Source organism: Psychrobacter sp. TPE 89C, assembly GCF_055522395.1.
This window is the reverse complement of record NZ_JBVFXW010000027.1, coordinates 1-24,664: the sequence shown is the minus strand read 5'-3', so window position 1 is coordinate 24,664 and position 24,664 is coordinate 1. Positions and strand designations below refer to the sequence as shown.

Annotated in this window: 24 protein-coding genes; 16 read left to right on the top strand and 8 right to left on the bottom strand. The window is 43.8% G+C overall.

The window, feature by feature from the left end; genetic code table 11:
* Positions 1–69 precede the first annotated feature (69 nt).
* The 6 genes from ACZW67_RS09345 (at position 70) to ACZW67_RS09320 (ending at position 5,936) form a co-directional block, all read left to right on the top strand.
* Positions 70–906: a bifunctional allantoicase/(S)-ureidoglycine aminohydrolase gene (locus ACZW67_RS09345; protein WP_465183028.1), complete on the top strand. Its 837-nt coding sequence runs from the start codon at positions 70–72 to the stop codon at positions 904–906.
* Between the two features lie 180 nt (positions 907–1,086).
* A complete protein-coding gene (locus ACZW67_RS09340; RefSeq protein ID WP_227686689.1) occupies positions 1,087–1,623 on the top strand; it encodes an ureidoglycolate lyase in 537 nt (178 codons plus the stop codon).
* A gap of 216 nt (positions 1,624–1,839) precedes the next feature.
* Positions 1,840–2,115, top strand: coding sequence for a Trp family transcriptional regulator (locus ACZW67_RS09335; RefSeq protein ID WP_201591764.1), 276 nt, complete (start codon positions 1,840–1,842; stop codon positions 2,113–2,115).
* Between the two features lie 244 nt (positions 2,116–2,359).
* Positions 2,360–3,772, top strand: a complete 1,413-nt coding sequence (locus tag ACZW67_RS09330) for an anthranilate synthase component I family protein (protein ID WP_201591762.1) — start codon at positions 2,360–2,362, stop codon at positions 3,770–3,772.
* A 78-nt stretch (positions 3,773–3,850) separates the two neighbouring features.
* Positions 3,851–4,498 (top strand): anthranilate synthase component II, encoded by a 648-nt coding sequence (locus tag ACZW67_RS09325; protein WP_201591760.1) that lies wholly within the window; start codon positions 3,851–3,853, stop codon positions 4,496–4,498.
* A 484-nt stretch (positions 4,499–4,982) separates the two neighbouring features.
* Entirely contained in the window at positions 4,983–5,936 is a 954-nt protein-coding gene (locus ACZW67_RS09320) for a DMT family transporter (RefSeq protein WP_110923193.1), read from the top strand.
* Between the two features lie 115 nt (positions 5,937–6,051).
* On the opposite strand, the gene ACZW67_RS09315 is transcribed toward ACZW67_RS09320, so the two are convergent.
* From ACZW67_RS09315 to ACZW67_RS09300, 4 genes are all read right to left on the bottom strand, one after another.
* A complete protein-coding gene (locus ACZW67_RS09315; RefSeq protein WP_465183027.1) occupies positions 6,052–6,798 on the bottom strand; it encodes an amino acid ABC transporter ATP-binding protein in 747 nt (248 codons plus the stop codon).
* Positions 6,799–6,951: 153 nt separating this feature from the next.
* Positions 6,952–7,695 (bottom strand): amino acid ABC transporter permease, encoded by a 744-nt coding sequence (locus tag ACZW67_RS09310; protein WP_110923335.1) that lies wholly within the window; start codon positions 7,693–7,695, stop codon positions 6,952–6,954.
* Between the two features lie 14 nt (positions 7,696–7,709).
* Positions 7,710–8,546 carry an amino acid ABC transporter substrate-binding protein gene (locus ACZW67_RS09305; protein WP_465183026.1) on the bottom strand — a complete coding sequence of 279 codons (837 nt, stop codon included), beginning with the start codon at positions 8,544–8,546 and terminating at the stop codon, positions 7,710–7,712.
* Positions 8,547–8,855: 309 nt separating this feature from the next.
* Positions 8,856–9,599 carry a UTRA domain-containing protein gene (locus ACZW67_RS09300; RefSeq protein WP_465183025.1) on the bottom strand — a complete coding sequence of 248 codons (744 nt, stop codon included), beginning with the start codon at positions 9,597–9,599 and terminating at the stop codon, positions 8,856–8,858.
* Between the two features lie 303 nt (positions 9,600–9,902).
* Here ACZW67_RS09300 and hutU point away from each other — a divergent pair, with 303 nt between their 5' ends.
* The 4 genes from hutU (at position 9,903) to hutI (ending at position 15,729) form a co-directional block, all read left to right on the top strand.
* Positions 9,903–11,621, top strand: coding sequence for a urocanate hydratase (hutU, locus tag ACZW67_RS09295; RefSeq protein ID WP_465183024.1), 1,719 nt, complete (start codon positions 9,903–9,905; stop codon positions 11,619–11,621).
* A gap of 63 nt (positions 11,622–11,684) precedes the next feature.
* The gene (gene hutH / locus ACZW67_RS09290) at positions 11,685–13,247 is read left to right on the top strand and encodes a histidine ammonia-lyase (RefSeq protein ID WP_194197752.1); all 1,563 of its coding nucleotides are present in this window, start codon (positions 11,685–11,687) and stop codon (positions 13,245–13,247) included.
* Positions 13,248–13,270: 23 nt separating this feature from the next.
* Positions 13,271–14,329, top strand: a complete 1,059-nt coding sequence (hutG, locus tag ACZW67_RS09285; RefSeq protein ID WP_465183023.1) for a formimidoylglutamase — start codon at positions 13,271–13,273, stop codon at positions 14,327–14,329.
* Positions 14,330–14,439: 110 nt separating this feature from the next.
* A complete protein-coding gene (gene hutI, locus ACZW67_RS09280) occupies positions 14,440–15,729 on the top strand; it encodes an imidazolonepropionase (protein WP_465183044.1) in 1,290 nt (429 codons plus the stop codon).
* A gap of 136 nt (positions 15,730–15,865) precedes the next feature.
* Here hutI and ACZW67_RS09275 read toward each other — a convergent pair whose 3' ends face one another.
* Positions 15,866–16,447, bottom strand: a complete 582-nt coding sequence (locus ACZW67_RS09275) for a PepSY domain-containing protein (RefSeq protein ID WP_465183022.1) — start codon at positions 16,445–16,447, stop codon at positions 15,866–15,868.
* 310 nt (positions 16,448–16,757) lie between these two features.
* The gene (gene gdhA, locus ACZW67_RS09270) at positions 16,758–18,104 is read right to left on the bottom strand and encodes an NADP-specific glutamate dehydrogenase (RefSeq protein ID WP_465183021.1); all 1,347 of its coding nucleotides are present in this window, start codon (positions 18,102–18,104) and stop codon (positions 16,758–16,760) included.
* A gap of 621 nt (positions 18,105–18,725) precedes the next feature.
* Between gdhA and ACZW67_RS09265 the strand changes: the two genes are divergently transcribed.
* The 5 genes from ACZW67_RS09265 (at position 18,726) to ACZW67_RS09245 (ending at position 21,975) form a co-directional block, all read left to right on the top strand.
* Complete coding sequence (locus ACZW67_RS09265) at positions 18,726–19,088, top strand: roadblock/LC7 domain-containing protein (protein ID WP_010201036.1); 363 nt, start codon at positions 18,726–18,728, stop codon at positions 19,086–19,088.
* 177 nt (positions 19,089–19,265) lie between these two features.
* Positions 19,266–19,760, top strand: a complete 495-nt coding sequence (locus ACZW67_RS09260) for a PAS domain-containing protein (protein WP_465183020.1) — start codon at positions 19,266–19,268, stop codon at positions 19,758–19,760.
* A 3-nt stretch (positions 19,761–19,763) separates the two neighbouring features.
* A complete protein-coding gene (locus tag ACZW67_RS09255) occupies positions 19,764–20,513 on the top strand; it encodes a PhnD/SsuA/transferrin family substrate-binding protein (RefSeq protein ID WP_465183019.1) in 750 nt (249 codons plus the stop codon).
* An 83-nt stretch (positions 20,514–20,596) separates the two neighbouring features.
* A complete protein-coding gene (locus ACZW67_RS09250; RefSeq protein WP_465183018.1) occupies positions 20,597–21,220 on the top strand; it encodes a hypothetical protein in 624 nt (207 codons plus the stop codon).
* A gap of 140 nt (positions 21,221–21,360) precedes the next feature.
* Positions 21,361–21,975, top strand: coding sequence for a hypothetical protein (locus tag ACZW67_RS09245; protein ID WP_197216660.1), 615 nt, complete (start codon positions 21,361–21,363; stop codon positions 21,973–21,975).
* Positions 21,976–22,102: 127 nt separating this feature from the next.
* Here ACZW67_RS09245 and ACZW67_RS09240 read toward each other — a convergent pair whose 3' ends face one another.
* Entirely contained in the window at positions 22,103–22,639 is a 537-nt protein-coding gene (locus ACZW67_RS09240) for a GNAT family N-acetyltransferase (protein WP_465183017.1), read from the bottom strand.
* A 196-nt stretch (positions 22,640–22,835) separates the two neighbouring features.
* The gene (gene nfsB / locus ACZW67_RS09235) at positions 22,836–23,492 is read right to left on the bottom strand and encodes an oxygen-insensitive NAD(P)H nitroreductase (RefSeq protein WP_465183016.1); all 657 of its coding nucleotides are present in this window, start codon (positions 23,490–23,492) and stop codon (positions 22,836–22,838) included.
* 417 nt (positions 23,493–23,909) lie between these two features.
* Between nfsB and ACZW67_RS09230 the strand changes: the two genes are divergently transcribed.
* The gene (locus ACZW67_RS09230) at positions 23,910–24,563 is read left to right on the top strand and encodes a DsbA family oxidoreductase (protein ID WP_465183015.1); all 654 of its coding nucleotides are present in this window, start codon (positions 23,910–23,912) and stop codon (positions 24,561–24,563) included.
* Positions 24,564–24,664 lie beyond the last annotated feature (101 nt).

Sequence of the window (24,664 nt, the reverse complement as noted above, 5' to 3'; positions counted from 1 at the left end):
CGTTTAGATACCCATTTATCGCAGCACACCATTATTATCGCGGCACAACACCATTAAGGAATATTAATAATGTCAAAAAAAAGCACCTATTACGCACCAACTGGCGGATTACCTCCACAAACACAACTACTATCCGATCGCGCTATCTTCACCGAAGCCTATGCAATTATTCCCAAACGTGTCTTAACCGACATTGTTATTAGCTACCTACCATTTTGGGAAGGCATGCGGATGTGGGTAATTGCACGTCCTTTAACTGGCTTTTCAGAGACCTTCTCACAATACATCGTTGAAGTAGCGCCAAACGGAGGCTCTCAGAAGCCTGAGCTAGACATGAAAGCCGAAGCCGTATTGTTTGTCGTTGAAGGTGAAATGGATATTACCATTGAAGGCGAAGCGCATCATATGGAAGCAGGTGGCTATGCTTTCTTACCGCCGGAATGTAAGTGGACGGTGAAAAACAACAGTGATAAGCACGTTAAATTTCATTGGATCCGCAAGGCTTATCAGTTTGTAGACGGTATCGATGCGCCCGAGCCTTTTATCACCAGCGATCACGAAGTTGATGCTATTGAGATGCCGGGCACAGATGGCGTATGGGCAACCACTCGATTTACAGAGCAGTCTGATATGCGTCATGACATGCATGTGAATATCGTTACTTTCCAGCCAGGTGGCGTGATTCCATTTGATGAAACTCATGTGATGGAACATGGGTTGTATGTACTAGAAGGTAAAGCCGTCTATCACTTAAACGGTGAATGGGTAGAAGTGGAGGCAGGTGATTTTATGTGGCTACGCGCATTTTGCCCGCAGTCTTGTTATGCCGGTGGACCGGGTCCATTTAGATACTTGCTATATAAAGATGTGAATAGACATATGCCATTTATTCGCCCAGAGCGATAAGTCGTCTCTTTTTTGTATTAACCTGACTATAAATAAACAATATAGACGCATCATCGTTTATTTGAGTATGTCATTTATTCTCAAGTGGTGATTTAAGTCACATACTGGTTTATGATAAATTAGCTCATAATAATTATAAACAGTGATTATACATAGCAATCACCAAAAGTAAGGCAAGTCATGAGTACTCTTATGAAGACTACGATCGTTGCAAAACCTTTAACCAAAGCTGATTTTGCGCCCTATGGCACCGTTATCGAACCCTATGACAAGGGCGAGCAAACGCCTGAAAACAGCTACCATATCAATAAAGGCTATGCATGTCGCCATCATGCCATCGCCGAGGCTAAGCTTGACGGTGGTAATGTCGGCATGAGTATCTTCCGTGCCAAAAAACGTGATTTCCCTATCTGCTTATCGGTGATGGAATACCATCCGTTTGGCACGCAGGCGTTCTTTTCCATGAATGCTCAGGACTATGTCGTTGTCGTTGCGCCCGCAGGTACGCCACCTCAATCTGCTGATGATTTGACCGTGTTTTATGCCAAATCTCATCAAGGGGTGCAGTATGACGCCAATGTTTGGCATCACCCCCTACTCGCACTGGGTCATGACTCTGACTTTTTAGTGATTGACCGTATCAATGGTGAAGGCAAAAATTGCTATGAGCTTGATATAGACGGTTGGCAGGTACAAATTGAGCTTGCCTCAGAGTAGGTTAAAACAGTATTAATAATAAATGATAGACAGACCAGCTAATCACCATTAGCTGGTTTTTTACTTTGGACGAATTGAATATTATAGAAAGGTTTAGTGAAAGTAAGACAGCATTTTATGACTTTACTTGTTTTTTACGTACTACTGTACTAGAATACTGAAACAAAGCTAAAGCAAGCAAGATAATCATCTATCCTTTTATTAAGATTGAATATTATGAGTACCGACCCTTATCGCAGTTTATTAAAGCATCTAGCGGATTGTCATGACAGTGCTGATATCGAAGTACTGTTTAGTGCGCTATTGACCGACAAAGAACAACGCGAAATTGCCAACCGTATCCGTATTTTTGACTTGTTAGAACACAACATTACCCAACGTGAAATCTCTGAGAAGTTAGGCGTCGGTATCGCAACCGTCTCGCGCGGTGCCAAAGTTATGCAAAGTCATGACGTCAGCGCGCTGTTAGCGACACACAGACAAGACACTTAATGTATTAAACAATACTCTCAACATTCTTTTTATTTTTAGCTAGGGCGTGTCATCAATTAGATAATGAGGCTTAAAATGAGAAAAATTGTAGATAAACAAGGAAGCAATTGCCGTTAATATGAATATATTGACAAAATTGCTGACGATGTTTAGCAAAATTTAGCCATTTTAAGGCCATTAAATGCATTAATGTGCTAATTGGTGACACGCCCTAATACATATTTGAACTATTTCGGACTTTGTTATGACATCCACGACTCGTATACAGACCACGCCTGCTCCTATCGATATTCCGAGCAAACCACAACGTATCAAACTCACGCAAGATATTGATTTTTTCGCATTATTCAAACGCATCGAAAGCGCTTTTGACACCTGTTATTTACTCGAATCCTTGGGCGAAGATAGCCATATCTCACGTCATCATGCCATTGGTTTTGATCCAGTTATGACCATCGCAGCATTAGACCGCACTACCCTTGCGATTACGGACAACAAAACTGCCCAAACAAGCCATTATCAAACTGAAAACCCGTATCAGCTATTACGTCAGATTACTCCTCAGCATGTCATCGCTCGTGATCAAAGTGGTGGTTTGGTCGGCTATCTAGGCTATGACAGTGTGAATTTCTTTGAGCCCAGCCTCGATGCCAAGTCTAGCGACGACTTTGAACCATTTAAGTTTGGCGTATATTTAGATGGCTTGACGCTCGATAAGATGACGGGTGAAATTTTCTATTTCTATTATCCAACCGCGCAGCAAGAAAACCGCATCGAGCAAATTAAAGCCTTATTTGATATCGATATTCCAAGCTATGATAAGCCTACGGTTGAGTTTTTGGGCGATGGTATGAGCCAAGAGGAACATGCCAAAGTAGTAATGAAGGTCAAAGAAGACATCATCTCTGGGCGTATCTTTCAGTGTGAAGTAGGGTTCAAGTCTAAGTATCGTATCGCTGGTGATAAGATGCCAATTTATGAAAAACTGCGCGCTGTTAATCCTTCACCGCACATGTACTTTATGAAGTTTGCTCAGCAGTGCATCATCGGTGCCTCACCTGAGCTACTATTTCGCTTACGTCAAGGTGAGATGGAAACCTATCCACTTGCAGGGACAGCCAAGCGCGGCGTCGATGTGATCGAAGACCGTAAGCTCGCCCGTGCATTGCTCAACGATGACAAAGAGATTGCCGAACACAATATGTTGGTCGATTTACATCGTAACGATATTGGCCGTGTGGCACGATTTGGCACCGTAAAAGTCCGTAGTTTGATGGATATCAAGCGATTCTCACACGTGCAGCATATCTCCTCTGAAATCGTCGGTATCCTACATCCCAATGAAGACATGTTTAGCGCACTTGCCAGCAACTTCCCAGCAGGCACATTGTCTGGTGCACCAAAAGTTGAAGCCATCAAAGTCATCAATGAACTAGAGCCTGATGGTCGCGGTGCCTATGGTGGTGCGCTTGGGTCATTCAATTTCAATGGCGATTGTATCTTTGCTATTCCTATTCGCAGCCTCTTTATCAGTGGCGAATCTGCCTATGCACAGACCTGTGGCGGTAACGTTTACGACTCCAATCCTGCCGATGAATACTTGGAAATTCAGCGCAAACTGTCTGCGATGAAAGTAGTACTAGACAGCTTTATGTAGCTGTCATTTGTACCAGCCACAATTCGTAAATTGACCACATTTTACCTAGCTATATTTTTATCAAAGAGTTTATGACCCATGAATGTTTTAATTATCGATAACTACGACTCGTTTACTTTCAATCTTTACCAATATATTGGTGAGATTTTACAAAACATGGATGGCGATGAAGAAGCAAGCGTCATCGTTAAACGCAACAATGAAATTACGCTGGCTGATGTGCAAGCGATGAATCTTGATCGAATCATTATCTCACCAGGCCCTGGTGCACCTGATGACCCTGCCTACTTCGGTATTTGTGCTGAGGTCATCGAAGTGATGGGCAAAACGACGCCGTTACTGGGTGTTTGCTTAGGTATGCAAGGCATTGCTCATGTGTTTGGTGGTGATGTGATACGTGCCAATGTACCGATGCATGGCAAGGTGTCATCAATTAGCCATGATGGTTCAGGTGTCTATCAAGGCCTGCCGCAAGAGATCGAAATCATGCGCTATCACTCATTAATGGTGAAAGCAGATACGTTACCAGATTGCTTGACTGTCACCGCCGTCGTGACTAACGATGCCCATGTTGAGCATAGCTTAGCGGAATCGGCGTTAGCAGGTGATGAGATTATGGGACTGGCGCACAAAGTCTATCCCATTCAAGGCGTACAATTTCATCCGGAATCTTTTGCTACCGAAGGTGCCAAGCGCTTGCTCAGTAACTTTTTGATGCAGGTATAAATCCGTCATATTAGGGCAATTATATTTATATCGATGGCATTTCTGAGCGACTCCATAATATTTTCATGATAGACTAAAATAACGAACAAACAAAAGACAGCCCTCAATCGGGTTGTCTTTTCTTATTTCAGTATTGTATTACGTCAGACCATTCACAAAATTTGAGCAGTGAAGAAAGCGAGTTCAAACGCTATTTTTGGTAATGCCTGAACATAGTAGTGCCTGAACATAGTAGTGCCTGAACATAGTAGTGCCTGAACATAGTAGTGCCTGAATAAGTTAACACAGCTGACTGTATTTTTTGAGTTTGGTATATCGTCAGCACGCAATATCGATATAAGAAAACCTTATTAGCCATACGTTGGTATGGTTAACGAAGTTGCTACCCTAGCAGTTTTATAGTGATTAGATTGTAGTTACCCAAGAGGCTTGGACAGCCTATAACTTGTAAATCTTGCGACACTCAAATAAAAAAGAGAACGATATGGCGAACATGGATACAGCAGTGCCATCACCAAAATCATGGATAGGCATCATTCAAATTATCACGGCAGCTATTTGCTGGGGAACACTGGGTATATTTTCTACCTACCTTAATCAAATCGGCTTTAGTGGCTGGCAAGTGACCATACTACGGATTGTCACGGCCGCTTTTATTATATTGGCCATGCTCCCAAAATTATGGCCTGATCTGATTAAGCTGCGCCCAAAACACTGGCTCGGACTGGCACTTCAGTCACTAATAGGTGTGCTTAGCATGTCCATCTGCTATTTTTTTGCCGTCAGCTATGTTGGCGCAGGTCCTGCTGTCGCGCTGCTGTACACTGCGCCCGTGTTTAGTTTACTGTTTTCGGCCTTTTTGCTCAATGAGTCTATTACGCGAAAATCAGCACTGCTGTCACTAATGGCTGTGTTTGGTGTGGGCTTAACCATGCTAGGCGAGCAGGCGCAAGTCAACTGGGGTATCGTGCTGGGATTATTAGCAGGCATGTCCTACTCCCTATACGGTGTGCTTGGTAAACGCGCGATGCATTATGCTCACCCTGCTCCGTTGGTATTTTTCACGTCTATCATCATCAGTGCAGGTGTGCTGCTGCTATTGCCAGAGACTTATAATACTTATGAGCAACTATTTAGCCTGCCTCTGCTGACTTGGGGTTATGTCTTAGGGCTGTCTTTACTCGGAACCGTGGTGCCTTTTGGGTTGTACATGAAAGCGTTAGAGAAGCTCCCTGCCAGTCGCGCTTCAGTATTTACGATTTTTGAGCCTCTGACAGCCATTGCCCTTGCCATACTCTTACTACATCAATCACTGTCTTTGATTCAGTATGTAGGTGTGGTGCTTATTTTACTGGCAGCTTTGTTTAATGCTGTGCTAAATGGTACTGCCACTCGCGTACCACGTTGGTTAAGGTTAAAGAAACGACAAAAAGTTTAAGTGCTCTGTCTCATTATTTAACATCGCCTGCTATCTGCTGTTATAAAAAAAGCCCCAACCATGACATCATGATTGGGGCTTTTTTCGCTTAGAACGTCAGTTGATTGTCATAACGCTATGACTTCTCGATACGCTGTAAAAACGCCTGCGTACGAGGATGCACTGACAATTCAAACATCTGCTCAGGGCTACCTTCTTCGACCACATGACCATCTTCGATTAGTATCACATGATCTGCGACTTCACGAGCAAAATTGATTTCGTGGGTCACAACAACCATCGTCCAACCTTCAGAGGCCAGTTGCTTCATAGTGCCTAATACATCTTGAACCAGTTCAGGATCAAGCGCAGAGGTCGGCTCATCGAACAACAGTAATGATGGCTCGATAGCGAGCGCACGAGCAATACCGATACGCTGCTGCTGACCACCAGATAGCTGAAACGGATACAGATCCGCTTTGTCTGACAGACCAACCTTCTCCAGTAGCGCCAATGCCTGCGTACGGGCTTGCGCTTTGGTCTGACCCTGTACTACTGTAGGCCCAAGCATTAGGTTCTCAATGGCAGTCTTATGTGGAAACAAGTTATAAGACTGAAACACCATGCCAGACTTACGCTGTAGTGCTAGCAATGTTTTCTTTTTAGGCTTAGTAGCAAAGTCTACTGTCAAGCTACCATCATCAAAAGCAATGACACCTTGATCGGGAATTTCTAGCGCATTGAGACAACGCAAAAACGTCGTCTTACCTGACCCTGATGGCCCTAATATCACCACCACTTTGCCTTTATTGATGGTCAAGTCGATGCCTTTGAGCACCTGATTGCCGCCAAAGGCTTTATGAATATTAGTGACTTTGATCATAAAAATTCCTGTTGTACTGGTCTCTATTTGCGACTGTTTGTTCTTAAATACTTGTTCTAAAGCGCTTGCATGACTAATGACTAATGACTAATGACTAATGGCTAATGGCTATCTAGCTAATAGCTGTGTAGCTAAGAATTATTCAACCATCACTTATTTTGCCACGTAACGATCTAGCCTAGTTTCAAGCTTGCCTTGAATAAAGGTCAAGAACAGACAAATACCCCAATAAATAATCGCTGCCTCAGTATAAACCAGCATAAACTCATAGTTACGTGCTGTGATAATCTGAGCTTGTTTAAATAGCTCAGTGACCAAGACAAGTGAAGCCAAAGAGGTGTCTTTTACCAAACTAATAAAGGTATTGGATAACGGTGGTACTGACACCCGAAGCGCTTGCGGCAAAATGACATGTCGGAAGGTCTGTAGATACGTCAAGCCAACCGTCGAGCCTGCTTCCCACTGTCCTTTTGGAATCGACAAAATAGAAGCACGCACCGTCTCCGATGCATAAGCGCCAATATTAAGCGAAAACGCGATAATCGCTGAAGGAAAGGGATCAAGCTTTATCCCAATACTTGGCAAACCATAGAAAATAATAAATAGCTGCACAAGCATCGGTGTACCACGAATCGCCGACACATACACGCGCGCAAGTCGATAGATTACCTCATGGAACCAACTGGCACGCGGTACGATACGAATCAATGCTACTGTCAACGCAATGGCCATACCAATCGCAAATGAGATCAATGCTAGCGGTATCGAGTAATAGATACCGCCTTTGAGCATCGGCCAAAATGACGAGATGACAATCTGTGCTCGATCAGGACTCATGAATGGCAATACTGCCAATAAGTCCGCGAACCATGATGCTGACATTACAGAAGCTGGCATGATAAAACCTGACATTATTTTTGTTGACTTATATCAGCACCAAAGAACTCTTTGCTAAGCTTGGTGAGCGTACCATCAGCGGTCAATTCTGCCATCGCGTCATTTAGTTTTGCTACGACTGCATCATCACCTTTAATCAATACTAAACCTGAACCACGCATCTCGCTAGCAGGAGCCGTCAGTTTGATCTCAAGATCTGCATCTGGGAATTTTTTGAGATAATCGAGTACAGCCAAGTTGTCATTCATCGTAAAGTCAGCACGGTCTTGCTTCACCAATTGAATAGCTTGCGCCATACCATCGACAGGAACGATTTCTGCCTCATAACGTTCTGCTAGCTCACCATAGTTACTGCTGAGTGATTGGGCGGTACGCAAACCCTTTAAGTTATCCCATGAGCTATAACGAGTTTCGTTAGTCGGTGCCAATACTACTGCACCTGACCAGCTATAAGGATTGGCTTTGTCATACTTAGCAAGGCGTTCAGGCGTGGTCAAACTGACTTGGTTGGCAACCATATCGAAACGTCCTGAATCCAAACCTGCCAACATCGCGTCCCATTGGGTTTCTTTAAACTCGACGTCTACGCCTAGTTTATCCGCAACGGCACGTGTCACTTCGACATCATAACCCGTCAGTTTGCCACTCTCATCATGATACGTGAACGGAGGATAAGTACCCTCTGTACCGACGTTGATGGTGCCGCCATTATTGATACGCTGTAGCAAATCAGAACCACCAGTCGCAGTGCTGTCAGTCGCAGTAGTATCGGCATCATTGGTAGTAGACTGACCACAAGCGGCAAGGAACATAGTGCTGGCGGCAAGGGCTAAAAGAGTACGACGTTTCATAAGACGTCCTTATAAGAGTGAATGAATAAAGTGAAAACACATACAACCAATAAATAGGGAAAAGCCGATATAAGAGACCAGTGTAATAACTGCCCTGCAATATTCGGCTTTGGCTGCTCGATTTGAGGTTATTTAGCCTATTTTTCAATACTGTTTCTGGTTTATTTTTGAATTTTTAACGACTGTTCAATTATTATAGCGCATTCAGTCAATGAAAATTGCTGCTCATTAAATAGCAGCTTACAAACATAGTATCTCAATTTAGACATAAAAAACGTACAAAATCCGTGAGCATGCGAAAGGTAACACCTATAAATCACCTGAAAACTGGTAGCGATCGCCAGCATGCCACATTTTAACAAAGGTGAGGACTTGACCAGCCGAATAGGTTTGGCGACACAATACAAGCGTTGGTGACTGCGGTAAGACTTGTAGAAAGTTAGCAATCTCATCAGGTGCGGCCAGCGCTCGGATGGTATAACTACCACGCTCCAGTGGGCTTTTAGCGATTAGATAATCACTGGTATTGACCACACTAAAATCTTGCTCAATGAACTCCGGTACTTTTGCCGCATCGACCCAGCGCTCTTCAAACTGAATAGGCTGACCATCCGCAAAATGAATGATTTTTACTTCATATAGCACAGAGGCTTCACTACTATCCGTGCCAAGACTGCTATCAACCTTATTAATACCAAAATCACGCCGTAGTTCATCATCGAGCATGTCGGCCGTAATAGCACGCTTACTCACGACCTCTGCTCGGTAGTCTCGATTGGCTGACTTGAGATCCTCTGCGATATTGCGCACTTCTACAAACGTATGGTTGAACTGCTGCTGCGCGACAAACGTTCCTGACCCTTGCCGACGCTCTAATACCCGCTCCTCGCTCAACTCTTTTAGCGCGCGATTCACCGTCATTCGTGACACACCGAACTCTTCGGCCAGTGCCATTTCTGTCGAAATCGCGTTACCTGCTTGCCATTTACCAGAGTGAATATTGTCTAATATGGCATTTTTTATTCGTTGATACGCCGGAACTGTCTTTGTCATATCCGTTTTTAACCGTCAGCTTTACTAAAAATAATAGCCACATAATATCACGAGACCACCACGCAAGCCTTAGTCAATATGTCTAAGCGTTTAGTCTTAACCGAGTTAATAACAAAAATAATGCGGCTATCCATAAAAAATCCTTGCATGAAAAAAATATCTTTGATAATTTGTATATACAACTTTACGACAGTATCAATAATCTAGCCAATTTAGCAAGCAGTTAAGTGCACTCTTAGACTGATCGTAAACCACTCACTTTAATTGCCCAATTGACTTAAAAGATTTCACAAGGATTTGACCATGACTACTGATAGCAATAGCAACAAACCTACTCGACGCGATGAGAGCCGTAATATTGCTGCGCCTACTGGCTCCACACTACATTGCAAAAGCTGGCTGACTGAAGCCCCTTATCGCATGCTGCAAAACAACTTGCATCCTGATGTGGCGGAAAATCCAAAAAGCCTAGTCGTCTACGGTGGTATCGGACGCGCAGCCCGTAACTGGGAAAGCTACGATCAAATCCTAGAGTCGCTAAAAGAATTAGAAGATGACGAGACATTATTGGTGCAGTCTGGCAAACCCGTCGGCGTGTTTCAAACGCATGAAAATGCACCACGCGTGTTGATTGCCAATTCCAACCTTGTGCCGCGCTGGGCGACGTGGGAGCACTTCAACGAGCTCGATCGCAAAGACTTAATGATGTACGGTCAGATGACTGCTGGCAGCTGGATCTATATCGGTACACAAGGCATTGTCCAAGGTACATATGAGACTTTTGTGGAAGCAGGTCGTCAGCATTATGATGGTAGCTGGGCAGGTCGTTGGATTTTAACTGCGGGTCTCGGTGGTATGGGCGGCGCACAGCCACTAGCCGCAACTTTTGCAGGGGCAACTTCATTAAACATTGAGTGTCAGCAGTCTAGTATCGATTTCCGCTTGCGCACTGGTTATGTCGACAAGCAAGCAGACAATCTTGACCACGCTTATGAGCTAATCAAACAACATACTGATGCGGGTGAAGCTGTCTCTATCGCCTTACTTGGTAATGCCGCAGACATCTTGCCTGAGATGGTTAAGCGTGCTAACGCTGGTGGTATGAAGCCTGACTTAGTCACCGATCAAACCTCGGCGCATGACCTGATTAATGGCTATCTACCAAGTGGCTGGACCGTTGAACAATGGAAAGCCGCACAAGAAGATTCAGAGCAACATGCAGCTTTGACTAAAGCAGCCGCTGAATCTTGTGCCGTACACGTACAGGCGATTTTAGATCTGCAATCGATGGATATCCCAGCGACCGATTATGGCAACAATATCCGTCAGGTTGCTTTCGATGAAGGGGTCAAAGATGCCTTTAACTTCCCAGGTTTTGTCCCTGCTTATATTCGTCCGTTGTTTTGCCAAGGTAAAGGCCCATTCCGCTGGGTAGCACTATCAGGCGATCCAGAAGATATCTATAAAACTGATCAAAAAATCAAAGAGCTGTTCCCTGAAAACCAACATATCCATCGCTGGTTGGATATGGCAAAAGAGCGTATTCAGTTCCAAGGCTTGCCTGCTCGTATCTGTTGGTTAGGTCTTGGTGAGCGTGACAAAGCAGGCTTAGCATTTAATGAAATGGTCAAAAGCGGTGAGCTAAAAGGCCCTATCGTTATTGGTCGCGACCATTTAGATACAGGCTCTGTTGCCAGTCCAAACCGCGAAACAGAAAGTATGAAAGATGGCTCAGACGCCGTATCTGATTGGGCATTATTGAACGGTATGCTTAACGTGGCAGGCGGTGCGACTTGGGTATCACTACATCATGGTGGCGGCGTTGGCATGGGCTACTCACAGCACTCAGGCATGGTCATCGTCGCGGATGGTACTGACGCCGCAGCCAAACGCTTATCGCGTGTATTAGTCAATGACTGCGGCTCAGGGGTTATGCGTCACGCCGATGCAGGTTATGAGTTAGCAATCAAAACAGCGAAAGATTATGGATTGAATTTGCCAATGATTAAAATGATTAAGTAGTTTGAACTACCTTAATATTATAAAAACAAACAATTATATGACTATGCAACTAGGATTACCCCTATGAACGACATCAAACAACTAACCCTACACCCTCGCCAGCTTAGCTTTAAGATGCTACGTGATATCTACGAGCAGCCTGTCATATTGACACTACCTGAGAATGCTTATAAGGCAATAGATGCTTCGCACGAAGATGTACGAACCATCATTGCACGAGATAAAAGCGCTTACGGTATTAATACGGGTTTTGGCCTATTGGCAAAGACGCGTATCAGTGATGACCAACTTGAGCTACTTCAGCGCAACCTAATTGTTTCTCACTCTGTGGGCACTGGTGAAGCATTACCAGATGGCGTGGTACGACTGATTATGGTGATGAAAGTTGCCAGTCTGGCGCAAGGTGTCTCTGGCGTACGTCGCGAGGTAGTAGATAGTTTACTGGCCTTAATCAACAATCAAATCACGCCAAATATCCCAGCCAAAGGATCAGTTGGTGCATCTGGTGACTTAGCACCGTTGTCACACATGACACTTGCGATGATGGGCGAAGGTGATGTCTTTGTCGCTGGTAAAAAAGTGCCAGCTGCTGATGCCCTAGCGCAACATGGACTTAAGCCTATTACTCTTGCAGCCAAAGAAGGCCTTGCGCTTATCAACGGTACGCAAGTCTCAACTGCGCTAGCGTTACGTGGTTATTTTTTAGCACGTGATTTACTTGAGACTGCGACCATTGTAGGCTCACTATCAATTGATGCTGCAAAAGGCTCGGATTCACCATTTGATGCGCGTATTCATGAAGTACGTGGTCATCATGGTCAAATTGAAATCGCTAAGGCACATCGTCAGCTAATCAAAGGCAGTGCCATTCGTGCCTCACATGATGGCGAGCAGGATGATCGAGTTCAAGACCCTTACTGTTTACGCTGCCAGCCGCAAGTCATGGGTGCCTGTCTTGATATCATCAACCAAGCAGGTAAAACGCTATTAATTGAATCTAATGCGGTGACAGACAATCCACTTATTTTCAACAACGAAGATGGTCCTGTCGCCATATCAGGTGGTAACTTCCATGCTGAGCCTGTCGCCTTTGCCGCTGATATTTTAGCCTTGGCAATCGCCGAGATTGGCTCTATGTCTGAGCGCCGTGTGGCTTTGCTTATCGATGCGACTCTATCAGGTGGTCTGCCACCATTCTTAGTAGATAACGCTGGGGTAAACTCAGGCTTTATGATTGCCCATGTGACCGCCGCAGCACTGGCTTCAGAAAACAAATCTATCGCTCATCCCGGTAGCGTCGATAGTATCCCGACTTCTGCCAATCAAGAAGACCATGTGTCAATGGCCACCTATTGCGCACGCCGCCTATACGAGATGGCACAAAACACTGCCACCATTATCGGTATTGAACTATTAGCTGCTGGTCAAGGTATCGATTTCCATCGCGGATTAGACACCTCAGAGCCGTTGACAGTCGCACATCAGAAACTACGTGAGCAAGTGACTTTCTATGATAAAGATCGCTACCTTGCCCCTGATATTGAAGCAGCTAAACAGTTGGTATTAGACGGTACGCTTGCTGAACATTGGCAGTCACTACGCAGCGATTGGTACGAGTCTAAATAAATATTAATGTGCGGAGAGCAGCGATGACAATAGCGAGAGCAACAGCAACGACTGCCACTCACATTAGCCATACACCTGCTAATATGACCAAGTGGACAGGCCGTGCAGAGCCTTTTGAGACGGCACGCGCCCGCTGTTGGTATCAGCTTGCTCAGCCTTACGAGGATCAGCATATTGGGCTAATTGGTTTTGCCTGTGATCAAGGCGTCAGACGTAATCAAGGCCGCGTGGGTGCTAGAGCTGCTCCGCCATTGATTCGTCGAGCTTTTGCTACGCTGCCAGTCATTGCTAATTTACAACAACGTTTTGATGGTCAATTATCAACCTTATTGGGTGATGCTGGCGACATTCATTGTGATGATAATGATGGCTTTGCCGAGAGCATCCTTGAGCAAGCTCAGATCAAATATGCCGATGCAGTGAGCAATGTTATCAAACAGGGTGGTCTACCCATCGGGCTTGGCGGTGGTCATGCCATTGCTTATGGTAGCTTTTTGGGATTATGGCAGGCATTAGAAAATACAAGCGAAGCAAATATCAGCACGAACACAGTGCCTACTATCGGAATTATTAATTTTGATGCCCATCTTGATATTCGTCAGTCTGATGTAGCGACCTCTGGGACACCATTTCGCCAAATTGCCGAACATCTTGACGCACATAATCAGCCTTTTCACTATTGTTGTATCGGCGTCAGTCGGTTCTCTAACACGGTGGCGCTCTTTGATCGCGCTAAACAATTGAGCGTACAGGTCATCAGTGATGAAGACTGTCATTATCAGCCTTGGGACACACTTGCTGAGCGGGTCAAAATCTTTGTAGATCAGGTCGATATAATATATCTAACCATCGATATGGACTGCTTACCATCTAGTGTCGTCCCAGGTGTGAGCGCACCTGCCGCCTTTGGCATTGAGCTGGGTTTCGTTGAGCGTATGGTTAAAACCATCATGGCTACTGGCAAAGTAAAAATGGCAGACATTGCTGAGATTAATCCTACTTTTGACATTGATAGTCGTAGCTGCAAAGTCGCTGCTCGACTGCTGGCAACGATTGTAGAGCAGCACTTACTTAGCGCTTAGATCTTGCCAACAAAGATCACTGACCTCACAAAAATCAGGAGCATATTATGAATGAATCAAAGAACTCCGTATTGAAAAACCCTACAGAACAGACGCTCGACGAATCTACTATGACATCATTTGACCATGTCATTATTAACGCCAATATCGCCACCTTTTCAGCGCGGCATGGTTTTGGTATTGAGACAAGTAATGATGAAAATGAGCATGCTGATAGCATCCCATACGGTCAGTTAGAAAAGGCGGCTATCGGTATTAAAGACGGTAAAATCGCTTGGGTTGGCACGCACGATCAAATCACTGCTCATTTGTCTAAATATCAAGCTAGCCAAATCAAAGATGTGGATGGTCGATGGATAACCCCAGGGCTTATCGATTGTCATACGCATATCGTCTATGCTGGCAACCGTAGCAATGAGTTCGAAGCACGATTACAAGGCGCTAGTTATCAAGACATTGCTACACAAGGCGGCGGTATTGTCGCGACGGTCAGTGCTACCCGCGCCGCCAGTATTGAATCGCTATTTGCACAAAGTGAGAAACGCTTAGTCGCGCTTATGAAAGAAGGTGTCACCAGTATCGAAATTAAGTCTGGGTACGGCTTAGACTTAGACACTGAGCGCAAAATGCTCACGGTCGCCCGTCAGCTAGGAGAAAAATACGACATTCATGTGAGCACCACTTACCTAGCGGCGCATGCCCTACCACCCGAATACAAGTCTCACATGCAAGACCGTGCGGACGACTATATTGAGCAAGTTTGCGAGTGGCTGCCAATTCTGCATGCAGAAGGTTTAGTCGATGCGGTCGATGGCTTTTGTGAAAATATCGCCTTTAGCACAGAGCAAATCAGACGAGTGTTTGAAGTAGCGCGCTCATTGGATCTACCAGTCAAACTGCACTCTGAGCAGCTGTCCGATATAGGTGGTAGTGCCTTAGTTACTGAATATAAAGGGCTATCGAGCGATCATCTAGAGCATTTATCAGAAGAAGACATCAAAAAAATGGCGGCTAGCAATACCATTGCCGTGATATTGCCAGGGGCATTTTATACGCTACGTGACACCAAGTTGCCGCCGATTGAGGCTTTGCGCAAACACCAAGTTCCTATGGCTATTTCAACCGACTGTAATCCTGGCACCTCACCATCAACGTCGCTTTTGTTGACGATGAACATGGGCTGTACGTTATTTTACCTGACACCCGAAGAAGTACTGGCAGGCTCGACCGTCTATGCAGCACAGGCTTTAGGATTACCTAATAAAGGCAGAATAGAAGTGGGCTGTGATGCTGATTTGGCACTATGGGATATCGCCCGTCCTGCGGATTTGGCCTACCAGATGGGTTTAAACCCTATCCAAGGTATCATGGTACAAGGTAAATGGCGCGAGACAATGTAATCAACCTACCTTGTAATCAACCTACCTTTATTTATCGCCATTAAAAAAGCCACTAGCTGATATGTTCAGCCACTGGCTTTGGTTTATTTGAACATTGCTATTAAAGTTACTATTAACGTTGTTATTAACATTGCTACTAGCGCTTATATTTGTTGGCAAACGTCTCACCTGTATTGGCATCGATGTTGATACTGACGATCTCATCACCTTTTAATAAATCCACTTTGTAATATAAAGGGTGATCACTGTAATCACGGTCTGCTTCAAACTCGACTTCTAATGTCATTCCACCTATTTTTTTCTCAGCGATACCTATCGCACTCATGACATTTACTTTCACACGGCGCTGTACGTTGTAATCGTTAATATCATCACGATCTAACCGTTCAGTATCAGTGCTGACAACTTCCCCCGTAATAGCATCAACGATCACTTCATAGCTATCGCTAGCAGTGCTAAATTCTATTTCGTATACACCGTTTTCTGTATCATCGTCGTCCTCATCATAATCAGCACTGATGAGCATACCTGATGCATGTTCGGTTGCGATAGTGATCGCTTGCTTTAAGCCAACCTTATTACCTTTTGCTGCTTTCACTTCGGTAGATAGATTTGTTTGAGCGGCTATGACAGTCGTGCTCATGACACCTGCGGTTAATGCGACTGCTAGGCCTGCACCTAAAGCGGTCAACTGCATCTTTTTAGACAGTTTTCCCATGATATTATCTCCTTCACTAATGACTTACTTTTTTAGCCAAATGCTTACTTTTCATTATCAATAGACGTTGGCTTCGTTATTCGTAGGTACATGTTAGCGAGGTTTTATACTCGCTGTAGGATAAAAAAGTATCAAAGTGTAATTACTTTGTTTGAACAATCAATCTAAATACATCAGCTATATAAACGTTTACTCTCGATTAATACTTGCTATTATTTCGACAAAAAAATACTGCGTTTGTCTCAAGAGGACAAACGCAGTATTGGTTATTGCAATGATTAGATGAGGCTATGAGTTATATAGTAGAGCCTTAGTTCAAAATACCGAAAGCGACCAACGCATCAGCCACACGTTTGAAACCAACCATATTGGCACCAGCCATATAGTCGACATAACCATTGTCAGTTTGACCATATTGTTCTGAAGCATTCGCAGCACTGTCGTGGATATCTTTCATAATACCTTTTAGACGCTCATCGACTTGCTCAAAGGTTTGATACTGACGGACAGAGTTTTGAGACATCTCAAGCGCAGATACTGCTACCCCGCCCGCATTGGCAGCTTTACCAGGTGCATAATGGACACGGTGCAAACGGATATGATCAATCGCTTCAGCAGTGAGCGGCATATTAGCGCCTTCAACCAGGTACTTCACACCATTTTCGACGAACAGTTTGGCGTCAGCTTCATTGACTTCATTTTGAGTGGCGCATGGAATCGCAATATCAGCCTTAAACTGCCATGGTTTTTGCTTGGCAAGCCACTCTCCACCATAGACTTCAACATACTCTGCTAATGGTTTGTTCTGCTGTTTTTGTTTTTTTAGCCAATCGATTTTTTCTTGATTGAGGCCTTTTTCATCATGTAAAGTCCCTTGTGAATCGGACACAGTTATTGCCATACCACCAAGTGCATTCACTTTTTCGGCAGCATGTAATGAGACATTACCTGCCCCTGATATCAGCACCTTTTTGCCTTTGAGCGTGTCATTTTGGGCGAGAAGCATATTTTCTAAGAAATATACCGCACCATAGCCGGTCGCTTCTGTACGCATCAAGCTGCCACCGAAGCCCACGCCTTTTCCAGTGATAACGCCCGTAGATTCACGTGTTAAATTCTTATACATCGCAAACATGTAGCTGACTTCTCGACCACCGACGCCGATGTCACCGGCAGGCACATCCATATCTTTACTCACATAATGATGCAGCTCACGCATAAAGGCGTAGCAAAAACGGCGAATCTCACTGTCCGTTTTACCTTTAGGGTCAAAATCTGACCCACCTTTACCGCCACCAATAGGCAAGCCTGTTAGCGCATTTTTAAAGATTTGCTCAAAGCCTAAGAACTTTAATACCGACTGATTGACGGTAGGATGGAATCTGAGACCGCCTTTATAAGGGCCTAAAGCATTACAGAACTGCACACGCCAGCCACGATTGACTTGCACGTCGCCTTTATCATCTTCCCAATTGACACGAAAACCAAATACCCGATCAGGCTCCACCAAACGCTCAAATACTTTCAATGCACTATATTCAGGATGGGCATCATATAAAGGTTGAATCGTAATCGCCACTTCTTTTACTGCTTGAATAAACTCTGGCTGATGCGCATAACGTGCTTCGATTTTTTCGATGGCCTGACTGATACTCATACATCTCTTCCTTAGGATAAAACTGGGGATCACATTTACTTACGTCAATGTCGCTTGATATCACAACGGATAATGAGATTGCGAACGTTGATGTAAAACTGAAATCGTCCCTACAACACGTTAGCGTTTGTAGAGACAGATGGAATTAAAAAAGCTGACTGAATTTATGTATCTATAGAGAATAGATAAGTGTCGATATTTTTCACCTTATAACTATATACCATCTTTAAGACTTATAAGTCTAGTAAATATCTCCATCATAGAAACATATAATCAATTTTTGTTAGCTAAATCTAAGCTGCACTGTTTAGCAGAATTTTTAGACATCGATTAATAGCTATACAGATAGTATTTCTGATCAAAAAATATAAATAATTAGGCTAGCTTTTTCATTATCTCCTTACTAAAAGCAATGGATTTCTATCAAATTCCTGTAAAAACCAAGGATAAAAGGCAAATATTCGATGATAAACGGCAAAAAATTCCAAAAATGTCGTTTTTTATTGAGCAAATGTATATCAATATCATTAGTAAGGAGTTAGAATACCTTTCTTAAAGCAAGGATATAGTTAACCAGTTTTTTTACTTAAACAATCCACCACTGATCATAGAGAAAGCGATATGCGTACAGACTCATTTCAACAGATATTGGAAGACTTAAACAGCTCATCAGCAGATGTTGAAGCATCTGCCCTAATCTCTAACGATGGTCTGATGATTGCTTCAGCTCTACCAACTGGCGTCGATGAAGACCGTGTGGGTGCTATGTCAGCAGCATTATTATCGTTGGGTGATCGTGCAGGTCGTGAGTTGGCGCGTGGTAGTATCGATCGTATTATGATTCAGGGTGAAAAAGGCTACGTTATTATGACGTCATCGGGAGATGAGGCGGTGCTCACTATTATGGCAAAACCCAATGCCAAGCTTGGTTTGATATTCTTAGATATCAAACGTGCCTCAGAAGCCCTTGCAAAGCTCATTTGATTGGCGACTGCTTATCGAATTTATTAGCTTTTTAATTACTATAAACATAGTCGGTTCAATATAATTTGGATACAAGGAAGTCGAGTGAAAGTACTACAAGTAGTAGACTAAGCAAGGCTGACACCGTATCCAATTTATGCAGGATTGACTACATAACGACCAATGAAGGAGATGACCATGGGTTCTCCAATCCCTGATGCACACAAGCCTGATATGCCTGCCGAACAGCTTACCTTGACTTACCACGATGGCACGTCGCGTACTGTCTATGACACGGGTATCGAACGCCCTTATCCAGATGGTAAATTGATTGTATCGCGTACTGATTTGGATGGCGTACTGACACACGTCAACGATGCTTTTGTTGAGATTAGCGGTTACCATGTCGATGAATTGATTGGCCAGCAGCATTATATTTTGCGCCATCCTGACATGCCAAAAGCGGCTTACAAAGATCTGTGGGACACTGCTACAGCAGGACAAAAGTGGCATGGCTATGTCAAAAACTTATGCAAAGATGGTAGTCATTATTGGGTCTATGCAACCGTCGTACCTAACGTTCGTCACGGCGAAATCGTCGGCTATACATCCGTACGACGCAAGCCATCACGCAGCAAAATCGAAGCGGCAATGGCGCAATATGCCCAAATGAAACAAAATGAGGAAGGCTAAATCATGACGACACACAATATGTTAATCGCCCCAGATTTTTCGCCTGAGCGTTTTGCAGGCTGGCACATGCTCAATACGTTGATTCAAAAACGTGCCAATTTAAATATGCACTTGAACATCCCTGCATCTCATGCCGAACAAGAGCAAGTCATTAATGCGGGTGACATTCAGGTCATTTACGCCAATCCTTTTGATGCCGCAACCCTAATCCGTGAGCAAGGCTACCGTGCCGTCGCTCGCCCTATCGGAAAGTCTGATGAAATGGTCATTGCCGCTGCTGCAAATAGCGACATTAACCACTTAGAAGACATTCAGGCTGGTGCTACAGTCGCCATGGCAGACAACCGAGATGTCAAACTGATTGGCTTACGATTACTAGAAGCCGTTGATATCGAAGAATCTGATCTGACATGGGATGTCACTGAAACCTATCAGGCAGCTGCCCGTAAAGTCATTAAAGGAGATGCCCAAGCCGCGTTCTTTTTAGCAGAAATTTTTCATAGCTTTTCACGTCTGACCAAGACCCAGCTCTCCGTACTTATCGAAAGTGACTTGGCTGACATAAGCCACGTGCTACTTATTAAAGACGGCTTCCCTGATGCACAAATTTTTATAGAGGCCATTCTCAATCTGCACAATGATGATGACGGTAAAGAAGCCTTAGCCGAACTTGGTATGCCTCAAGGGTTTGAAGCGATGAATGAAGAAGATGCCGAATTTATGGTAGATTTGATGCAGACGTTGCTAGATTAAATACGTATTAGCATATTGCACCTTCATAATCGCTATATCATCACTAGCCATATCATAGCGACCGTGGCTCAAAGGATACTGTTATGTCTGACTCGGATCTTATTAAAGAAAACGAAATGGAAGCGCGGCGAGTATTTCGCTTATACTCACGCAAAGTGTTTTTGGCACCCAGCAACCGTCACTTTCATGAACAACGCATCAATGCGGCGCTACTATTGACTGAGAGAGAGCCGCTGCAAGGCGCTGTTGCAGATTTTTTTTACGGCTGTTGGTATGATATTCCTTACGATGTAAATAACCTGTTCATTCGTGTCAAAGATCGCCTGTACCCTCATATTCAACAAGGATTCCACGACTGTATCGATAAAAAAAGATATATTCAACGCAATAGTATGCTCGCGACCCGCTGGAGCGTATTGATATCACCCTCTCTCAATGAGCAAAAACAACGACTACGTATCAGTAGCGATGATGCCAAAGAAATCTCCAAAGAAATCACAGCCGAGCTGATGCAAGCACGTACTAATGAGGATTGGGGTACGATTGAGCAAGTCGAAAACGAGTTCTTTGCACACTGTATCGCTCGCAATGATCGACTTGCCTTTTCCTTAGTGTGGTTTCGCTTGGGTAAAAGTGACTGGCAATTCGATGCGCGTTGGAATAACTGTCAACAGCGCCTTGATCAAACTATAGTCAAATCCATATAAATTCGCTACATCGTCATCCTCGCTAAGCATACTAATGTATAACTTGGACTCGGTTTCCTTGTATCAAAATTATTTGAACTCGACTATATGAAAACCTAATTTATCGCCACTCTATAACCTTCATCATAATGGTAGCTGCTATGTCTTCTTATTTAAATGCTGATAAAACGTATCTGACTCTAACCCCAGCCGGTATTTTTGAGGCATTTTCACAAGGCGAACCCACTGAGGAGCAGCTATCACTACAAGACTTGTTATCCTATGCGCAGACGTTACTCGCTGCCGATTGGCTTGAACGCTACTCTGATGAGTGGTTGCAAAACTTCATAGAACAAGGTTGGATTGAGAAACTGTCTCTCCTATTGCCAGCACCCAACTTGCCACTAGATCAGTTTTTACCCTATGTGGTGGCCAGCTTATCGGGCAAACGCCGTGCTGCTATTGGCTCTGATGAAGGGTTTTGCTTGGCACGTATTGGCTACAGCCAAGAAGAAGCGGATATGCTCAGTGTCGCGGCAGCTGATTTTTCAGGATTTATGCTACGACAAAAGCAACGTGGATGGGCCGTAGAAAGCCAAGCGATCTCATTCTTTCAGCAGGTCGATCTGCTCATTCCTGAGACCAGTTTTGTATTCTTATGGATTGATGGTTCAGGCTATGTGCTCATTATCGATGGTGAGCCTCTGACGAATAGTCGCGCCTTTGTAGAGCTGGTATGGGCACTTAAAACCTCTGGATTGAGGTTTCTTAACTAGGGAGATTTCCTAGCTAGGGCGCGTCCTCATATTTAGCGCATCCTACATTACCTATGTTTTCTACTCTTATTCTAGAACTGCTATTTCGTAATGCTCACATAGTAATAAAAATATACTGAGAACATACTCACGACCTCTGCTCCGGGGTAATCTTATACAAAACGTGCTCAGCAAGTCGATGATTAGAATCAAGCATTGGATGATAAAAGTTTTCTTGTGTATTACTCATGCCAATACGCTGCATGATAAGTTGCGAGTGCTCGTTAATCACTGCAGTAAAGGCCACGACTTCATCGAATCCTAATGTGTCAAATGCAAAATTTAATGAAGCCCGTGCCGCCTCCGTTGCATAACCTTGTCCCCAATAATCTTTGTGTAGTCGCCAAGCAATCTCAACAGCAGGTGCAAAAGGCATATCGGCATGCGCTTCATTTAAGCCAACCATACCGATAAAGGTATCTGTCTCTTTTAGACTGACCGCCCAAAACCCCCAACCTTTATCTTTAATAAGCTGCGAGCATTTATTGGCTATCGTATCGCTCAGTTTTGGCGATAACGGCTTGGGAAAGTATTTCATCACGTCAAGATCAGCATTCATTTCAGCAAATATCGCAAAATTACTTGTTCGCCATTGTCTAAGATATAAGCGTTCTGTTTCTATCATGTTGGTGATTGGGCTCTCTCATCAGGGCGTATTGAATATTCACATAGAGATGATATAGCCAAGCCAGAATAAAAGTAGTACATACCATCATCATGTTCTACTGACCCTACTATTTCTTCTGGCCCTGCTAACATAATGTCGTGTGTCCATTGTATTCAGGATCGACCACATCCTTTCATGATGCTGTCGTGATAGCTTAAGCTTTTGTAATAATGCTCTCTTCATCAAAACGTGATTTTGGCAACTCAGCGTTAAAATCATCTTCACTACGATAACCAAGCGATAGGACCGCAACAGCCGTATAGCCCTTGCTACGTAAATCAAACTCTTCATCAAGTGCTTTCAAATCCACCCCTTCCATCGGCACAGCATCAATACCTAAAGTCGCAGCTCCGAGTAGCAAAGCGCCCATGTTGAGATATAGCTGCTCTATCAACCAGTGTGGCTCGTCTTTTTGCTCATAACGGCGAATATCCAAAAACATCTTACGCACTTGGTGCATTTGCTCTTTAAATTTTGGTTCCGCAAAACGGCCATCAGCATCTTCTTTGTCTAATATGTTATCCAAAAATTCGTCATCAGCATAGACACGACTACAGAATACGATGACATGTGAGGCGTCTTTTACTTTTGCCGTATTGAATTCATACATGCCATCCGTGCCTTTAGCGATTCGAGCTTTACCAGCCTCATCATCAGCAATCACAAAATGCCAAGGTTGGATATTGGTGCTCGAAGGACTGAGACGCAAGATATCTTTTAGGCTCTGAACATCTTCTGCTGAGATTTTTTTATTGGTATCAAATGCTTTTGTGCTGTAACGCCAGTTCATCGCTTCAGTAATGTTTTTCATTTGTGCATCCTTTATCGAATATTAAGTTTTTATTATCTGCTAAATACTTGGTGTTAGCATGGGTTATAAGTCACGACTACCCATGTCGGCAAAGCTACTGTAGAGAAAAACCCATTTCATGGCCATGACAGATTGGTTAAATATTCATACGTTTTGTTATCAGAGGTTGATTTTTGACCGGCTTATCGCAAAAAAGCAGCTATGAATAATAGCAATCCAGTGAGCAAATGAGTCACTCAGAGCGCATTGTGTTCACCTGATTATGCTTTGAATATTCATTAACGCTTGATGTTTAAAGCATGATTATTACTGAGGCTTCTTGGTCGACGACTATATCCAAGCGAACACATTTAGATGAGATATATGAGCAATTAGAAGCCTTAAATAAAATACAAATAACAATCTCTGCGAGGAAATATGAGCACATCAGAAAAAACACTCCGAATAGACATCGTCTCAGACGTCGTCTGCCCTTGGTGCGTCATTGGCTATCGTCAGTTGGCAGCAGCACTTGAGCGAACCAATACAGCTCACACTATCCACTGGCACCCGTTTGAGCTAAACCCCAATATGCCAAGCGAAGGTCAAAACCTACGTGAGCACATCATCGAAAAGTATGGCTCTACCAAGCAAGAGTCAGATGCTAGTCGAATCAGAATGGCTGAAGCTGGCTCTGAGGTTGGCTTTGAGTTTAACTTCAATGATGACACGCGCATGCACAACACCTTTGATTTGCATCAGCTGCTACATTTCGCTGATCAGCAAGGCCGCATGCATGAGTTAAAACAAGCATTGTTTGCCGCGCATTTCACCAATAACAGAGATATTTCAGATATCAACGTGCTTGCTGATATTGCAGCAGAGACTGGACTTGATCGTAGTGAAGCGCTAGCAATATTAGAGGGTCAGCTCTTTGCTAAGGAAGTACGAGCAGAAGAACAGCATTGGCAACAACAAGGTATTCAAAGTGTACCGGCAATCATTTTTAATGAGCGTCATCTGGTTAGCGGTGCTCAAGGGGTCGAGAATTACGTCAGTATCTTAGAGCAATTGGCTAGCATGACTGAGTGAATGCATCTGTAACCATATATATATATAATACTGTAGAAAAAATAACGCTTAAAAAATGTGCCTATTGAGTGGTTATTTGTTTTTTCTAAGACGACTTTATA

Coding starts and splice junctions, on each gene's coding strand:
- ACZW67_RS09300 (WP_465183025.1), bottom strand. CDS start 9,599: ATGACAAAGACAGTTCCGGCGTATCAACGAATAAAAAATGCCATATTA.
- nfsB (WP_465183016.1), bottom strand. CDS start 23,492: ATGAAAAACATTACTGAAGCGATGAACTGGCGTTACAGCACAAAAGCA.
- ACZW67_RS09320 (WP_110923193.1), top strand. CDS start 4,983: ATGGCGAACATGGATACAGCAGTGCCATCACCAAAATCATGGATAGGC.
- hutG (WP_465183023.1), top strand. CDS start 13,271: ATGACAATAGCGAGAGCAACAGCAACGACTGCCACTCACATTAGCCAT.
- ACZW67_RS09255 (WP_465183019.1), top strand. CDS start 19,764: ATGACGACACACAATATGTTAATCGCCCCAGATTTTTCGCCTGAGCGT.
- ACZW67_RS09240 (WP_465183017.1), bottom strand. CDS start 22,639: ATGATAGAAACAGAACGCTTATATCTTAGACAATGGCGAACAAGTAAT.
- ACZW67_RS09245 (WP_197216660.1), top strand. CDS start 21,361: ATGTCTTCTTATTTAAATGCTGATAAAACGTATCTGACTCTAACCCCA.
- hutU (WP_465183024.1), top strand. CDS start 9,903: ATGACTACTGATAGCAATAGCAACAAACCTACTCGACGCGATGAGAGC.
- ACZW67_RS09250 (WP_465183018.1), top strand. CDS start 20,597: ATGTCTGACTCGGATCTTATTAAAGAAAACGAAATGGAAGCGCGGCGA.
- ACZW67_RS09325 (WP_201591760.1), top strand. CDS start 3,851: ATGAATGTTTTAATTATCGATAACTACGACTCGTTTACTTTCAATCTT.
- ACZW67_RS09335 (WP_201591764.1), top strand. CDS start 1,840: ATGAGTACCGACCCTTATCGCAGTTTATTAAAGCATCTAGCGGATTGT.
- ACZW67_RS09265 (WP_010201036.1), top strand. CDS start 18,726: ATGCGTACAGACTCATTTCAACAGATATTGGAAGACTTAAACAGCTCA.
- ACZW67_RS09260 (WP_465183020.1), top strand. CDS start 19,266: ATGGGTTCTCCAATCCCTGATGCACACAAGCCTGATATGCCTGCCGAA.
- hutI (WP_465183044.1), top strand. CDS start 14,440: ATGACATCATTTGACCATGTCATTATTAACGCCAATATCGCCACCTTT.
- ACZW67_RS09330 (WP_201591762.1), top strand. CDS start 2,360: ATGACATCCACGACTCGTATACAGACCACGCCTGCTCCTATCGATATT.
- ACZW67_RS09315 (WP_465183027.1), bottom strand. CDS start 6,798: ATGATCAAAGTCACTAATATTCATAAAGCCTTTGGCGGCAATCAGGTG.
- gdhA (WP_465183021.1), bottom strand. CDS start 18,104: ATGAGTATCAGTCAGGCCATCGAAAAAATCGAAGCACGTTATGCGCAT.
- ACZW67_RS09340 (WP_227686689.1), top strand. CDS start 1,087: ATGAGTACTCTTATGAAGACTACGATCGTTGCAAAACCTTTAACCAAA.
- ACZW67_RS09305 (WP_465183026.1), bottom strand. CDS start 8,546: ATGAAACGTCGTACTCTTTTAGCCCTTGCCGCCAGCACTATGTTCCTT.
- ACZW67_RS09345 (WP_465183028.1), top strand. CDS start 70: ATGTCAAAAAAAAGCACCTATTACGCACCAACTGGCGGATTACCTCCA.
- hutH (WP_194197752.1), top strand. CDS start 11,685: ATGAACGACATCAAACAACTAACCCTACACCCTCGCCAGCTTAGCTTT.
- ACZW67_RS09230 (WP_465183015.1), top strand. CDS start 23,910: ATGAGCACATCAGAAAAAACACTCCGAATAGACATCGTCTCAGACGTC.
- ACZW67_RS09310 (WP_110923335.1), bottom strand. CDS start 7,695: ATGCCAGCTTCTGTAATGTCAGCATCATGGTTCGCGGACTTATTGGCA.
- ACZW67_RS09275 (WP_465183022.1), bottom strand. CDS start 16,447: ATGGGAAAACTGTCTAAAAAGATGCAGTTGACCGCTTTAGGTGCAGGC.